Origin of the sequence: Cellulosimicrobium sp. 72-3 (genome assembly GCF_013127315.1) — a bacterium.
GTDB classification, from domain to species: Bacteria; Actinomycetota; Actinomycetes; order Actinomycetales; family Cellulomonadaceae; genus Cellulosimicrobium; species Cellulosimicrobium funkei.
On record NZ_CP053419.1, the window covers coordinates 4009389 to 4023940 of the forward strand.

The 14552-nt window shown below is 73.7% G+C and carries 13 protein-coding genes; 8 read left to right on the forward strand and 5 right to left on the reverse strand.

Annotated features, from left to right (window positions below):
• Window positions 1-141 precede the first annotated feature (141 nt).
• Window positions 142-1197, reverse strand: a complete 1056-nt coding sequence (locus HKK73_RS17855; protein WP_171468550.1) for an NAD-dependent epimerase/dehydratase family protein — start codon at window positions 1195-1197, stop codon at window positions 142-144.
• A gap of 149 nt (window positions 1198-1346) precedes the next feature.
• On the opposite strand from HKK73_RS17855, the gene HKK73_RS17860 reads away from it, so the two are divergent.
• A complete protein-coding gene (locus tag HKK73_RS17860; RefSeq protein WP_034651325.1) occupies window positions 1347-1601 on the forward strand; it encodes a type II toxin-antitoxin system Phd/YefM family antitoxin in 255 nt (84 codons plus the stop codon).
• Window positions 1598-1990 (forward strand): type II toxin-antitoxin system VapC family toxin, encoded by a 393-nt coding sequence (locus HKK73_RS17865; protein ID WP_170982152.1) that lies wholly within the window; start codon window positions 1598-1600, stop codon window positions 1988-1990. The genes HKK73_RS17860 and HKK73_RS17865 overlap by 4 nt, the downstream gene beginning before the upstream one ends.
• A gap of 23 nt (window positions 1991-2013) precedes the next feature.
• Here HKK73_RS17865 and HKK73_RS17870 read toward each other — a convergent pair whose 3' ends face one another.
• Entirely contained in the window at window positions 2014-2877 is an 864-nt protein-coding gene (locus tag HKK73_RS17870; RefSeq protein WP_171468551.1) for a siderophore-interacting protein, read from the reverse strand.
• 105 nt (window positions 2878-2982) lie between these two features.
• Window positions 2983-4122, reverse strand: coding sequence for an epoxide hydrolase family protein (locus tag HKK73_RS17875; protein ID WP_171468552.1), 1140 nt, complete (start codon window positions 4120-4122; stop codon window positions 2983-2985).
• Window positions 4123-4262: 140 nt separating this feature from the next.
• Between HKK73_RS17875 and HKK73_RS17880 the strand changes: the two genes are divergently transcribed.
• Window positions 4263-5213 carry a YafY family protein gene (locus HKK73_RS17880; RefSeq protein ID WP_144722290.1) on the forward strand — a complete coding sequence of 317 codons (951 nt, stop codon included), beginning with the start codon at window positions 4263-4265 and terminating at the stop codon, window positions 5211-5213.
• Between the two features lie 29 nt (window positions 5214-5242).
• Here HKK73_RS17880 and HKK73_RS17885 read toward each other — a convergent pair whose 3' ends face one another.
• Together HKK73_RS17885 and HKK73_RS17890 are read right to left on the reverse strand one after the other, a co-directional pair.
• Entirely contained in the window at window positions 5243-5671 is a 429-nt protein-coding gene (locus HKK73_RS17885) for a type II toxin-antitoxin system VapC family toxin (protein ID WP_085387077.1), read from the reverse strand.
• Complete coding sequence (locus HKK73_RS17890) at window positions 5668-5955, reverse strand: Arc family DNA-binding protein (RefSeq protein WP_085388609.1); 288 nt, start codon at window positions 5953-5955, stop codon at window positions 5668-5670. The genes HKK73_RS17885 and HKK73_RS17890 overlap by 4 nt, the downstream gene beginning before the upstream one ends.
• A 108-nt stretch (window positions 5956-6063) precedes the next feature.
• Between HKK73_RS17890 and hrpA the strand changes: the two genes are divergently transcribed.
• The 5 genes from hrpA to HKK73_RS17915 all read left to right on the forward strand — a co-directional run bounded on the left by hrpA (window position 6064) and on the right by HKK73_RS17915 (window position 14548).
• Entirely contained in the window at window positions 6064-10926 is a 4863-nt protein-coding gene (gene hrpA / locus HKK73_RS17895) for an ATP-dependent RNA helicase HrpA (protein ID WP_253705702.1), read from the forward strand.
• A gap of 226 nt (window positions 10927-11152) precedes the next feature.
• On the forward strand, window positions 11153-11443 hold the full coding sequence (locus tag HKK73_RS17900; RefSeq protein ID WP_171468553.1) for a hypothetical protein: 291 nt from the start codon (window positions 11153-11155) through the stop codon (window positions 11441-11443).
• Window positions 11440-12135, forward strand: coding sequence for an ABC transporter ATP-binding protein (locus HKK73_RS17905; RefSeq protein ID WP_198163148.1), 696 nt, complete (start codon window positions 11440-11442; stop codon window positions 12133-12135). The genes HKK73_RS17900 and HKK73_RS17905 overlap by 4 nt, the downstream gene beginning before the upstream one ends.
• Complete coding sequence (locus HKK73_RS17910) at window positions 12132-14435, forward strand: ABC transporter permease (RefSeq protein ID WP_171468554.1); 2304 nt, start codon at window positions 12132-12134, stop codon at window positions 14433-14435. The genes HKK73_RS17905 and HKK73_RS17910 overlap by 4 nt, the downstream gene beginning before the upstream one ends.
• 11 nt (window positions 14436-14446) lie before the next feature.
• On the forward strand, window positions 14447-14548 hold the full coding sequence (locus tag HKK73_RS17915; protein WP_114553055.1) for a DUF3418 domain-containing protein: 102 nt from the start codon (window positions 14447-14449) through the stop codon (window positions 14546-14548).
• Window positions 14549-14552 lie beyond the last annotated feature (4 nt).

A 14552-nucleotide genomic window follows, 5' to 3' on the forward strand; every position in this document is an offset into this window, starting at 1 on the left:
CTGCGCGGCCAGCCCCCCTCGCCGAACACGACGTTGCTGTCGCCACCGGGGCGAGAACGACAGCAACGTCGTGTTCGGCTGAGGGCAGCGTCGTGCTCGACGGCGGGTGGTCGGCGGGCCGCGGGTCAGCGCGCCGGCGGGTCAGCCGCGGCCGGCGGCGCGCAGCGCGGCGGCCTCGAGGTCCGGCGGGAGCCCGACGGCGGGGCGGTCCGCGCGCTGCGGCGTCGTCTCTCCCGTGGCGTCGAGGGCGCGGAGCCATGCCCACGTGTCGCGCACCGTCTCGCGCACGTCGCGCGTGCGCAGGCCGAGCGCCGCCGCGCGCGACGTGTCGGAGCCGTGGAGCGCGTCGTGCAGCTCGCCCGGCGGCAGCCAGACCGGGAGCTGGGTCCACGGCTCGACCCCGGCCGCGAGGACGGCCTCCGGCTCGACCCACACCAGCTCGGCGGGCGGGTCGCCCGCCGCTGCCGCGTCGTCGGCGGTCGCCTCGACGCACGCGGCGAGCAGCTCGCCCATGGTCGTGTGCCCGGGCGCGCTGACGACGTCGACCGGCCCGGACACGCCCGCGAGCGCCACGTCGAGCGCGAACGCGGCGAGGTCGCGCGCGTCGACGTACTGCAGCGGCAGGTCGGCGGGCCCGGGGGCGAGCACCGGACCGCCGCGCGCGACGCGACGCAGCCACCACGGCAGGCGGCCGACGTTCTCCCGCGGCCCGAGGATGAGGCCCGCGCGCAGCAGGATCGCCCGGTCTCCGAGCGCGTCGGTCACGGCGATCTCCGCGCCGCGCTTCGCGCGGGCGTAGTCGTCGGAGGTCGTGTCGTCCGGGTCGCCGTCGACGAGCTCCGACGTCTCGTCGGCCCCGCGCGGCTGCGGGAACGGGTACACCGAGCGCGACGACACGTAGACGTACCGGTTGTCGCCCGGCACCCGGCCGGCGAGGAGCCGGGCGGCGTCGCGCGCCGCTGCGGGCGCCCAGGACCACGTGTCGACGACGACGTCCCACTTCTGCGGGACGTCGTCCGCGCGCAGCGCGTCCAGGCCGTCGGGCCGGGTGCGGTCGCCCACGAGCTGCCGGACGCCGTCGGGCACGGGGGCGGTGCCCCGGTTGAGGACGGTGACGTCCCAGCCGCGGGCGAGGGCGTCGTCGACGACGGCGCGCCCCACGAAGTCGGAACCGCCGAGGACGAGGAGTCGGGTCATGGGCCCACTGTGGCGCGCCGTCGGTCCGCTTGCAGCCCGTTACGCCGCCCGCAGACGGCCGCGGGAGGGGACCTCACGACCCTCCCGGGCCTTCCGCGGAGCACACTGGCCAGATATCCTGGCCAGGAAACCCCACCCGAGGAGCGGCGATGCAGGTCAACGTGCTCGAGGCCAAGAACAACCTCTCCCAGCTCGTCAGCCGTGCCGCGGCCGGCGAGGACGTGGTCATCGCGCGTCGCGGTGTCCCGCTCGTGCGGCTCGTGCCGGTCCGGGCCGACCTCGCGCACGGGACCGGGGCGGCCATCGTCGAGTGGCTCGACGACCACCCGCCGTCGCGACGGACCGCCCGCTCGGCGAGCCAGATCGACGCCGACATCGAGGCTGCGCGCGAGGGCTGGGAGTGATCTACCTCGACACCTGCCTCGTCATCTACCTGGTCGAGGACGCCGAGCGTGGCCCGCACGTGCGCGAGCTGCTGGCCCGGCACGGGCACGAGGAGTTCGCGATCAGCCCGCTCGTCCGGCTCGAGTGCCTCGTGGGACCGCTGCGGTCCCGGGACCCGGAGCTCGAGGACCGGTACCGGGGCGCGCTCGACCTGTTCGTCGAGCTTCCTCTCGATGCCACGGCCTTCGAGCGGGCTGCACGCCTGCGCGCGTCCTCGTCGCTCCGGACGCCCGACACGCTGCACCTCGCTGCCGCGCAGGTCCACGGGTGCACAGCCTTGTGGACGAACGACTCGCGGCTCGCCGTCGCCGGGCGCGGGCTCGCCGTCGACGTCCTGCACGGCGGCTGACCCGGGCGAGCGGTCAGGCGGGGTCAGTCCGGGTCGGTCGGGTCCAGGGGAGCCTCGGGGTCGAGGTTGACGACCCCGCGGCGCCAGTAGCCGTGGACGGCGAGCTGGTCGGGCCGCGCGCCGGAGCCGCGCAGCGCCCGGCGGACCGCGACGAGGTCGGTCGCCTCGCCCGCGGCGAACACGTACTCGTCGGCGTCGAGCGGGCCGAGCGCGCGGACGGCCTCGGCGAGCTGTCCCGGCCCGTCGGTGCGGTAGAGGAGCTCGGTCGTCGCGCGCCCGAGCTCGTCCTCGACGAACGCCTCGTCGACGTCGTCGCCGATCTCCACGATCGCGGTCACGGGCACGTCGGCCCCGATCGCCTCGACCCAGCGCGCGAGCGCCGGCAGGCCCGTCTCGTCCCCGACGAGCAGGAGCCGCCCGACGCCGTCCGGCACGGCGCGGCTCGTCGTCGGGCCGGCGAGCACGACCTCGTCGCCCACCGCCGCCCGTGCGGCCCACGCCGACGCCGGGCCACCCTCGCCGGTGGGCGGCGCACCCGGGTCGGTGCCGCCGTGGAGCACCCAGTCGACGTCGACCTCGGGAACCCCGTCGACGGTCCGCGTCGCCCGGACGGTCAGCTCGCGCGAGATCGACACGACGCCCGTCGGGCGCTGGAGGGCGCCGTCGTCGGTCAGCGTCGGGGCGTGCAGGACGCCGGTGGCCGGGTCCGGGAGGAACACCTTGACGTGGTCGTCGGGGCCGGGCACGCGCAGCGTCGCGAGCGAGGCCTCGCCCGGGGCGGCGTCGCGGAACGTGATACGGCGCAGCGCGCCGGACGTCTCCCGGACGGCGTGCACGCGGACGCGGCGCGGGACGAGGTCGAGGCGGGTCACGGGTCGGGAGAACACCGCCCCATTCTGCGCCGAGCACGACGTCGCCGTCGTCATCCGGCCGATGACGACGGCGACGTCGTGGTCGAGCGCGCGGTACCCCGTTCTCGACGGTCGCGGGCGTCAGGCGAAGAAGACCCGGAGGTCGGCGACGACGTCGAGCGGGACCTCGAGCGCCGCGTAGTGCCCGCCGCGCGGGTGCTCGGACCAGTGCTCGATCCGGGCGTTGTCGCGCTCGGCGAACGCGCGGATCGTCTGGAAGTCGTCGGCGAAGACGGCCACGCCGATCCGGCCCTGGCTCACGACCGGCTCGGCGCCCGAGCGCTGCTCCGCGTAGTGGTAGCGCGCGGCGGTCGCGTAGGAGTTGGTCAGCCAGTAGAGCGTCGCCTGGGCGAGCACCTGGTCGGCGCTCACGAGGCTCGTCCCGTTACCGAAGCTCTCGAACAGCTCGTGGTAGGCGAGGACGGCGACGGGCGAGTCGGCGAGCCCCGCGGCCATCGTCTGCGGCCGCGACGCGTTCATCGTGTTGTAGGCACCCACGGACTGGAACCACTGGAGGTGCCCGAGCGCGGCGAGCTCCTTCTCGCCGAAGCCGTCCATCTCGCCGGGAGCGCCCGACGGGAAGGAGAAGAGCTGGAGCACGTGGGCCCCGAGGAAACCCTCGGGGTCGAGGACCGCGAGCTCGCGGCCGACCATGGCGCCGCCGTCGCTGCCGTGGATCCCGTAGGAGTCGTACCCGAGGTCGCGCATGAGGACGTCGTAGGCGCGGGCGACGCGCGCCATCGTCCAGTCCGTCTCCCCGACGACCGGGGTGGAGAACCCGAAGCCCGGCATGGAGGGGATGACGAGGTGGAACGCATCCTCGGGGCGGCCGCCGTGCGCGACGGGGTCGACGAGCGGGTCGATCATGTCGAGGAAGTCGAGGAACGAGCCCGGGTAGGTGTGCGCGAGCAGCAGGGGCGTCGCGTCGTCGTGCCGGGAGCGCACGTGGAGGTAGTGGATCGGCTGGCCGTCGATCTCGGTGCGGAAGCCCGGGTACGCGTCGACCCGGTCCTCGACGGCCCTCCAGTCGAACGCCGTCCAGCGCCCCACCATGTCGCGCAGGTAGGACTCGGGCGTCCCGTAGTCCCAGGAGTCCCCGGGGGCGGCGGGCGCGAACCGGGTCCGTTCGAGGCGCGACCGGAGGTCGTCGAGGTCGGCCTGCGGGACGGCGACGGAGAACGGGTGGTGCTCGAGGGACGGGGAGAGGTGCGACGCGGTCATGGTGGTCTCCTCGGTCGGGCGGGGCCTCGTGCCCTGCTCTGCTCCCGACTCTAGGAAGGCTTCAGGAACGCTTCCTTCCGTTATTCTGGCGGTGCTCTGAGGAGTTCTCCCGCGTCGTCCGTCGACCCCAGGAGGGACCCGTGGCCTCCACCTCGGCCCGCATGCTCATGCTGCTCGGCCTGCTCCAGTCGCGCCCCGACTGGTCGGGCGCCGAGCTCGCCGAGCGCCTCGACGTCAGCGACCGCACGGTCCGCAACGACGTCGCCCGCCTGCGCGAGCTCGGCTACCCCGTCGACGCGGTGCGCGGCCCGGGCGGCCGGTACCGGCTCGGCGCCGGGGCGCGGCTGCCCCCGCTCTTGCTCGACGACGCCGAGGCCGTCGCGGTCGCCGTCGGGCTGCGGGCCGCGACCGGCACGGCGGGCTTCGAGGAGTCCGGGGCGTCCGCGCTCGCCAAGCTGGAGCAGGTCATGCCGGACCGCCTGCGCCGTCGCCTCGCCGCGCTCCGGTCCGCGAGCGCCGCCGGCCCCGCGAACACGGACTCGAACGTCGAGGACCCGGTCGTCGACCCGGACACCCTGACCGCCCTGGCCGACGCCGTGCGCGACCACCAGGGCCTGCGCTGCTTCTACCGCGACGAGCCGCTCGAGCTCGAGCCGTACCGCCTCGTCGCGTGGCAGCGCCGCTGGTTCCTCGTGGCCCGCGACCCGGCGACGGGCGCGTGGGCCCCCTACCGCGTCGACTGGCTCGTGCTGCGCGTGCCGGGCGGGCGGCGGTTCGCGCCGGTGGACTTCCCCGGCGACCTGACCGACTTCGTCGTGCGCGAGGTCGCGCGCGCCGGCTGGGCCGTGCACGCCCGGATCGTCGTCGACGCGCCCGCCGACGAGGTGCTGCGGCGCATCAACCCGACGGTCGGCACGGTCGAACCGCTCGCCGACGACCGCTGCGTCCTCGTCACCGGCGGCGACAGCGTCGAGGTCGTCGCGGTGTGGGTCGGGATGCTCGGCCTGGACTTCCACGTGACGGAGCCGCCGGCCCTCGTCGACCACGTGCGCACCCTGGCCACCCGCTACGCCCGCGCGACCCCGCCGTGACCCGAACCGGTCGCGGGCTCCCGCGTCAGTCAGGTCGTGCCGGGGTCCCACGGGTCGACGACGTCCACTCCGGTAGCGGCGAAGTCACGGACGTTGCGCGTCGCGAGCGTCGCGTCGTGCACGCGGCAGATCGCGGCGATCTGCGCGTCGGCCAGGCTCATCGGCCGCCCCGCTCGCTCGCGGAGCGCCAGGAGGGTGCCCCCGACGCGCGCGGCGTCGGCGTCGTACGGGAGCACCAGGCCCGCGAAGGTCGTGGTGACGTGCTCCTCGACGAGCGCGGCGAGGCGGTCACGGCGCCGCCCTTCGGGGAGCCGCGCCACCCCGTGGACGATCTCGCCGACGGTGACCGCCGTGATCGACAGCGCCTGCGGAGCCTGCGCGTCGAGCCAGCGGAGCACGCGCGCCTCGGGCACCGGGCGGATCACCTCGGACACCACGTTCGTGTCGAGGACGATCACGTGTCCGCGGTCTCCCGGTCCGGCGTGCCCGGTTCGTCGGAGAGGTCGACGACCCGGCCGTGCTCTGAGCGCGCGGGGAGGTCGAGCTCGACCGCCAGACCGGCGTCGGCGAACGACCTGTGGATGAAGGTGCCCAGCCCCCGTTCCAGCCCGCTGGGGGCTGTCACCGCGGAGGTGAGGATCTCGCGCACCTCCGCCTCCATGGACCGCCCGTGCTCCGCCGCCCGCGCCCGCAGCCGTTCGCGCACGTCGTCGTCGAGCCCTCGGATCGTCAGCGTCGCCACCTGGACCACCTCCCACGTACGACGCTAGCAAAATGACAGCACGATGCGCCAGGGTCGGCCCCTCCTCGAGAGCAATGAAGTTGCGAGAGGTTGAGAGAATGGACCGTCGTGAGTACCGAGCCCGCAGCGAACCAACCTGACGCGCGCCCTCCCCAGCGGGACGGCGCCGCCGAGGGCACCCCGCGCGAGGGTCGCCGACGCCGCGGGAACCGCCGCGGGCGCGGGCGAGGCGAGCGGACGGCGTCGGGCACCTCGACGACCACGGAGCCGACGCGTCGCGGGCGGGGCGAGCGGACGACGTCGGGCCCGCGGCAGGTGAGCCGCGCGCAGCTCGACCGGGCCGCGCAGGCGCGCGCTAACGTGACGGTCCCGCCCATCACGTACCCCGAGCAGCTTCCGGTCAGCGCCCGACGCGCGGACATCGCCGCCGCGATCCGCGACCACCAGGTCGTCATCGTGGCGGGCGAGACGGGCTCCGGGAAGACGACGCAGCTCCCCAAGATCGCGCTCGAGCTCGGCCGAGGCCGCTCGGGTCAGGTCGGGCACACGCAGCCCCGCCGCATCGCCGCGCGCACGGTCGCCGAGCGCATCGCGGAGGAGCTCGGCACGGAGCTGGGCGGCGTCGTCGGGTACCAGGTGCGGTTCACCGACACGTCCAGCGAGGACACGCTCGTCAAGGTCATGACGGACGGCATCCTGCTCGCGCAGATCCAGCGCGACCCGGAGCTCCTCGCGTACGACACGATCATCGTCGACGAGGCGCACGAGCGGTCCCTCAACATCGACTTCCTGCTCGGCTACCTCGCGCGGCTCCTGCCGCGCCGCCCCGACCTCAAGCTGATCATCACGTCGGCGACGATCGACTCCGAGCGCTTCGCGCAGCACTTCTCCCCCGCGCACCTCGCCCAGCTCGGCGGCGCGCCGGAGTACGTGGTCGACGCGCTGCCCGACGCCGCGCCCGTCGTCGAGGTGTCCGGCCGCACCTACCCGGTCGAGATCCGGTACCGGCCGCTGTCCCCGGACGTCGACCCCGGCAGCGGCACGAAGGCGAAGGGCCGCGCGGGCGCCGAGGAGAAGGACCTCGTGACCGGCATCGTCGACGCGTGCGACGAGCTCATGCGCGAGGGACCGGGCGACATCCTCGTGTTCCTCTCCGGCGAGCGCGAGATCCACGACGCCGCCGACGCGCTCACCGGCCACCTCAAGGACCGCATCACCGACCCGAAGCACCCGCAGCGCGTCGAGATCCTGCCGCTGTACGCGCGGCTGTCGTCGGCCGAGCAGCACCGCGTGTTCCAGGCGCACTCCTCGCGGCGCATCGTGCTCGCGACGAACGTCGCCGAGACGTCGCTCACCGTGCCCGGGATCCACTACGTCGTCGACCCTGGCACGGCCCGCATCTCGCGCTACTCCAAGGCGACGAAGGTCCAGCGCCTGCCCATCGAGCCCGTCTCGCAGGCGAGCGCGAACCAGCGCTCCGGCCGCTCCGGCCGCGTCGCCGACGGCATCGCGGTGCGCCTCTACTCCGAGGACGACTTCCTCGCCCGGCCCGAGTTCACCGAGCCGGAGATCCTGCGCACCTCCCTCGCGTCCGTGTTGCTCCAGATGATCTCCGTCGGCGTCGTCGAGACCCCCGACGAGGTCGCGCGCTTCCCGTTCGTCGAGCCCCCGGACACGCGCGCCGTGCGCGACGGCGTGCAGCTCCTCACCGAGCTCGGCGCCCTCGCCACGTCCGACGGCGTCACGCGCCTCACCGAGGTCGGGCGCGTCCTCGCGCAGCTCCCCATGGACCCGCGCCTCGCCCGCATGATCTGGGAGGGCTCGAGGCTCGGCGTCGCGCGCGAGGTCGCGATCATCGCCGCCGTCATGTCGATCCAGGACCCGCGCGAGCGCCCCGCCGAGGTCCGTGCCCAAGCCGACCAGGCGCACGCGCGCTTCACCGACCCGCACTCCGACTTCCTCACCTACCTCAACGTCTGGGAGTACGTCCGCGAGCAGCAGCACGAGCTCTCGTCGTCGGCCTTCCGCCGCCTGTGCAAGGCCGAGTACCTCAACTTCCTGCGCATCCGCGAGTGGCAGGACGTCGTCGCCCAGCTCCGCGAGATGTCCAAGCCCCTCGGCATCGACATGTCGTACAAGCCGCGCGCACGCGGCGCGGCCGGTGACGACGGGCGGCGAGGTCCAGGGCGAGCGGCGGCTGCGCCCGAGGATGCGAAGGGCGTGGCGGGCCTGGCGGGAGCGACGCGAGGAACGAGCGGCGCGGATGGTAGCCCGAGCACCTCGGGGGCAGCCGCCGCGGACCCGACCACCGCCCCCGACGCAACCCCCGACACCCAGGCCTACAAGCGCGCCTGGGACGGGGACACGATCCACAAGGCGCTCCTGTCCGGCCTGCTGTCGCAGATCGGGATGCAGGACACGGGCGAGGTGAAGGCGTCGTCGGTCGCGCACCTCAAGGGCGAGGCCCGCGCCAAGGCGCTGCGGCGGGCGCAGAAGCAGGCCCGCAACGAGTACACCGGCGCGCGCGGCGCGCGGTTCGCGATCTTCCCCGGCTCGCCGCTGAGCAAGAAGCCGCCGGCCTGGATCATGGCGGGCGAGCTCGTCGAGACGTCGCGGCTGTGGGCGCGCGACGTCGCCCGGATCCAGCCCGAGTGGGCCGAGGGCCTCGCGGGCAACCTCGCGCGGCGCATGTACTCCGAGCCGCACTGGTCGACCAAGCGCGGCGCGGCGATCGCGACCGAGAAGGTGCTGCTGTACGGCGTGCCGATCGTCGCGGACCGCAAGGTCCTCTACGCGAAGGTCGACCCCGAGGCCGCGCGCGAGATGTTCGTGCGGCACGCGCTCGTGCAGGGCGAGTGGACGACGCACCACCGGTTCTTCCACGACAACCGCAAGCTCCTGGCCGAGGCGGAGGAGCTCGAGGCGCGCTCGCGCCAGCGCGGGCTCGTCGTCGACGACGACGTGCTGTTCGACTTCTACGACGAGCGCGTGCCCGACGACGTCGTGTCCGCCGCGCACTTCGACCGCTGGTGGAAGACGGCGCAGCGCCGCGACCCCGACCTGCTCACCTTCACGCTCGAACAGCTCGTGCCCGACGCCGAGCAGGTCGACACGTCGCAGTTCCCTGAGACCTGGCCGCAGGGCGAGCTCACGCTCCCGCTCACCTACCAGTTCCAGCCCGGGACCGAGGCCGACGGCGTGACCGTGCACGTCCCGATCTCCGTGCTCAACCGCGTCGTCCCCGACGGGTTCGACTGGATGGTGCCGGGCCTGCTCGACGAGCTCGCCACGGCGACGATCCGCTCGCTGCCCAAGCCGGTCCGCGTCCAGCTCGTGCCGGCACCGGACGTCGCACGCGACGTCGTCGCCTGGCTCCGCGAGCACACGCCCGCCTGGGAGGACATGGCTCGCGCGGGCGACATGGCCGAGCCGTTCCACGTCGCGTTCACGCGCGCCGTCCGGGCGCTGCGCGACGTCGTCATCCCCGACGACGCATGGGGCCCCGAGCAGGAGGCGCGCCTGCCTGCGCACCTGCGCATGACGTTCCGCGTCGAGGACACCCGCGGGCGCGGCGGCTCCGTCGTGCTCGACGAGTCGAAGGACCTTCTTGCGCTCCAGCGCCGTCTCGCCGCGCAGAACCAGGCCGCGGTCCGCGCGGCGGTCAAGGGAGCGGTGGGTGCTGCTCTTCGTGAGGCCGCTTCGGGATCGGTTCCCGGGTCGGGTGCGTCGGTCTCGGGGTCGGGTGCGTGGGTCCCGGGGTCGGGTCCGGCGGCGGAGGGGGCGTCGGCGCTCGGGCTACCATCCGCGCCGCTCGTTCCTCACGGCGCTCCCGCCAGGCCCGCCACGCCCTTCGCATCCGACGCCCCCTCCCCCGCCTCCGCGTCCGGCTCACCCGGGCGAGGTGCAGGACGAGCGGGCGGCGCGTCGTCGGGCGCGACGGGCGTCGAGGCCGCGCGCGGACATGGACGGCCGACCGCACCAAGTCACGGCGCGGCCGGCCCGAGCACCGACGGCACACCGCCCGCGGGCTCGACCACAAGCCTGGTGAGCGAGCGCACCGACCTGACCACCTGGCCCGACGACCTCACCGACGGGCGGCTGCCCGCGACGGTGTCGACCGACCTCGGGGGTGGGGTCGTGGTGCGCGGGTACCCGGCGGTCGTCGAGGAGCAGGACGCGAAGGGGAAGCCGGTCGTCGCGCTGCGCGTGCTGGCCGACGCGACCGCGCAGGCGCGGGAGCACGCGCGGGGTGTGCGGCGGCTGCTGCTGACCGAGACGGCGCTGCAGACCGGGCGCATCACGAGCCGGTGGAACGGCACGCAGTCGCTCACGTTGGCGGCCAGCCCGTACCGGAACACGGACGCGCTCGTCGCGGACCTGCAGCTCGCCGCGGTGATCGCGCTGACGAGCGGCGGCAGCGGGCAGCCCGACGCGGCGACGGTCCGCGACGCCGAGGCCTACGCGGCCGCGCGCACGTTCGTCCGCGCGCACCTGGAGGAGCACGTGCACCAGGTGGTCGGGCACGTGGTCGCCGCGCTCACCGCGTCGCGGAACCTCGACGCGGAGATCCGCGCGTCGAACAGCCTCGCGCTGCTCAACACGCTCACCGACCTGCGCGACCAGGCGGCGGGCCTCATCCACGACGGCTTCGTCTCGCAGACCCCGCCCCGACGCCTGCCGCACCTGACGCGCTACCTGCGGGCGGCGTCGTACCGGCTGGAGAAGGCGCAGTCGAACCCGAACCGCGACGCCGAGCTCGCGTGGCGCGTGCACGACGTCGAGGACGCCTACCAGCGCGCCCGTGCCGCGTACGTGCAGGGCCCGGCCGACCCGGCCCGGGCCGCCGACCTGGCCGAGGTGCGGTGGCTGATCGAGGAGCTGCGCGTGTCGCTGTTCGCGCAGCAGCTCGGCACCGACGGCCCGGTGAGCGAGAAGCGCATCCGCAAGCTCCTCACGCCCGACGGCTGGTGACGCGCGGCGCGAACGCGATCCACGACGCGCCTCGTCCTTGACGCCACGGACGAGGTTCGTTAGCGTCCCGATCGAATCGCCCAATGTGGGGCGCATCTCGCCAGGGGGAAAGATGAAGGGACTTCGTTCACGGTTGGCCGGCGCAGGATTGGCAGTAGCGCTCGGCCTCATCGGCGCAGGGTCTGCCCATGCCGCCGCATTTACTCACAGCACCACTGGTGTGTCGATGAACGGCTCGTACGTGTTCGAGCCGCAGTCCGTCAGGCAGGGGGCCTTCCACTTTTGGGGAACCCTGAACGACACGCTCAACGACGGGCACGCGGGCAAGCAGCAGGTGCGCATCGAGGGCTACGGGTACAACACCTACTACGCACCGGTCGACGCCGACAAGTACCTGAACCAGTACATCTGGGCGGCGCCTCAGCTGTACGTGACGAGGGCGCGCGCCAAGGTGTGCCGAGACCGCGGCACGCTCCTCCCGGACAACTGCTCGGCGGAGAAGACCTACACCCGGTGACCGAGCGCACGGTCGCCGTCGAGGCGCGCGCGATCTCTTTCGCCTTTCCCCTCGAGCAGCCGATTCTCGACCACGTCGATCTGACCGTCGGCCGTGAGGCCGTCGCGTTGACGGGCACGAGCGGCACCGGCAAGACGACGCTCCTGCACTGCCTGTCCGGAATCCTCGTCCCGTCCTCCGGGGCGGTGGCCGTGACCGGGCACGTCATCACGGGAATGACCACGGAGGAGCGGAGCGCGATCCGCAGGCGGCACGTGGGAATGGTCTTTCAGTTCTCGGAGCTCATCGCCGAGCTCACGCTCCTGGAGAACGTCTCGCTCCCGCTCGAGCTGCTCGGGTCACCGCGGCGAGTCGCGACACGCACGGCGCGTGATCTGCTGGGCGAGCTGGGCATATCCCAGCTCGCCCAGCGGTACCCGGCTCAGGTCTCGGGCGGGCAGGCCCAGAGGGCTGCCGTTGCCCGAGCGCTGATCCATGAACCCTCGGTCGTGCTCGCCGACGAACCCACCGGGGCCCTCGATGCAGCGACCGGAGGGCGCGTCCTGGAGCTCTTGCTCGACGCGGCACGGAGCCGCGGCGCTGCGGTCGTCCTCGCCACGCACGACGCGGCCGTCGCGGCCCTGGCGGACCGGGTCGTCGACATGGCCGAGATCGGGGCGCCACACGGCGCACGCCCGCACCCGGTCGCATGAACCGTCGTAGCGCGACGCTCCTCGGGCTTCGTCTTCTCCGATCGAGCGGGCACCGCCGGTGGTGGTCGCGAGCGCTCGTCGTCGGCGGCGTGTGCATGGCCATGGTCGGCACACTCCTCTGCATCGCTGCCGCGACCGTCGTCTCGGCGCAGGCGGACCGCACGTGGGAACGCTCCTTCACGTCGGCGGTCGACGACGCGCACTCCCAGGCTCGCGTGACGGTGTCACGCATCGCCTACGGGGAGCGGATGCTGCTTCGCGTGGACGTCGATCCGCTCGACGGCGAGCTCCCGTTGCCCCCGGGCCTCGGCCGATGGCCCGCCTCCGGCGAGGTCATCCTGTCCCCGGCTGCGGAAGAGCTACGTTCGACCGCGGCGTTCCGGGCCTTGGCCCCGGGGAGGGTCGCCGGGACCGTCGGGGACGCCGGGCTCCGCAGCCCGGACGAGCTCGTCATCTACCGGGGGGTGCCGGCGTCAGAGCAACCTCGTGGTGGTGAGGGTGTCGTCGCGCCGGGGGCGACGGGCGCGGGCGCGCACGACCGAGACACCCCGGACATCCCTCCTGGACAGGTCGCCGCGCTCGTCACCGTCCTCGCGGTTCTCGTGGGACTACCGGTCGCGGCGTTCCTCGGGGTTGCGACCAGGCTCTCCGCGGCGACCCGAGCACGGCGGCTCGCAGTCCTCCAGTTCCTCGGTGCGTCGACCTCGACGATCCGTAGCGTCAACATGCTCGAGGTGACGACGCTCTCGTTCATCGGGTGGCTCGGTGGAGTCGCAGTCTTTCCCGTCGTCAACCGGGTCGTCGCTCGGTCCGGGCTGCTGGGCACGACCTGGTTCGCCTCCGACACAGAGCTCACGGCGGCGACGGCGATCCTCCCCGGGGTCCTGCTTCTCACGCTGGCGGTCGTCATCGGTCGACGGATCGAGACCGGGACGGGAACACGGGCGGAGATCCGGCAGGCGGACCCCGCGCGCACCGTCTCCGCGTGGAGACTGGTTCCTCTCGCGTGCGGCCTGACGTCTCTCTCCGCTCAGGTCGTCACGGGGGCGCTTCGTCCCCCCGGGGTGACGCCCGTGCGCCTCGACCTCCTCATGTCCACGGCCGTCGTCGTGACGGCGGCCGGGCTCGCCGTCGCGATGCCCTCCGTCATCCGTTGGTCGGGCCGTGTCCTCGCGGTCCACGGGAAGACGGTCTCGGCACGGCTCGGCGGAGCGCGAGCCGCCTTCGACCCACGTGACGGCGCACGTCTGGTCGTCGCGCTCGCGCTCCTCGTCATGGCCGCAGGCGTGACCATCGGTCAGACACGGGACGCCCGTGCCGTGAGCGTCCCCACCGCCGCGGTCGTCCCGGTCGCCGTCGACGTCTCCGAGCTTCCGGACGGCGGAGCGGCCACGCTGCTCGACGAGCTGCCCACCGCGGCGATCGGGTTGGCGGCGAGCGATCCCGCGTCGCCGGAGATGCGCCTGGCCGCCATCGCGCCGTGCGATCGCGTGGACGCCTTCCTCCGCGCCGTCGGTGGGGCGTCGGTTCCCGGCTGCGTCGACGGCGCGGTGCTGACCTCGTCGATCGACGAGGACCCGTCGTCCGTCCGGGTCGACGACGTCCCGGCGATCGCGTCGCTCGCGGAGAACCTCCCGCATCGCGGAGTGCTCCCCGAGAACGTCGCCGGTCTCCTCGCCGAGTCAGGTGTCGATCTGCTCGTCACCATCGATCCGGCTGCCGTCCTCGATGCCGTGGCTCGTGGCCCCGTCGTCACCGAGGCCGGTGGGACCGCATACGCGACGAACGTCCAGCTCGTGACGGCTGTTCCGTCGGCCGACGTCGCCGCGACGCTCGCCAGCATCTACCGGACGGCCCCATACAGTCAGCCCACCGCGACAGGACTCGACCCTGACAGTGGACGCAACATCGCGATGATCAACGGGTTCGTCCGGCTCGGCCTCCTCCTGGGGACGGTGATGACGGTGCTCGCCCTCGCTGTCGCGTTGGCGGATCGTGCGACGACGCGACGCCGCCCCGACATGAGTCTGCTGGCCGCAGGTGTCGACGCATCCACCCTGCGAGCGGCTCACCGCTGGGAGTCGCTGACGACCCTCGGGACAGGAGCGTCGCTCGCCCTGCTCTGCGGGGTCCTCGGCGGCCTGGCCTGGCAGTACGCGGGCGGTCTCGTCCGGGAACCGGACTGGGCGTCGATCGCCGTCCTTGCGGCTCTCACCGTCGCCGCCGTGGTCGGCGTGGCCGTGACCACCGCAGCCATGGCACCGCGTGACGTCGACATCGAGTCCCTGCGTACGACGTGAAGGGCTGAGCAGTGCCTGAGCTGCGCGTGTCGCTGTTCGCGCAGCAGCGCGGCACCGACGGCCCGGTGAGCGAGAAGCGCATCCGCACGCTCCTCACGCCCGACGGCTGGTGACGGC

Coding starts and splice junctions, on each gene's coding strand:
- HKK73_RS17900 (WP_171468553.1), top strand. CDS start 11,153: ATGAACGGCTCGTACGTGTTCGAGCCGCAGTCCGTCAGGCAGGGGGCC.
- HKK73_RS17860 (WP_034651325.1), top strand. CDS start 1,347: ATGCAGGTCAACGTGCTCGAGGCCAAGAACAACCTCTCCCAGCTCGTC.
- HKK73_RS17875 (WP_171468552.1), bottom strand. CDS start 4,122: ATGACCGCGTCGCACCTCTCCCCGTCCCTCGAGCACCACCCGTTCTCC.
- HKK73_RS17910 (WP_171468554.1), top strand. CDS start 12,132: ATGAACCGTCGTAGCGCGACGCTCCTCGGGCTTCGTCTTCTCCGATCG.
- HKK73_RS17855 (WP_171468550.1), bottom strand. CDS start 1,197: ATGACCCGACTCCTCGTCCTCGGCGGTTCCGACTTCGTGGGGCGCGCC.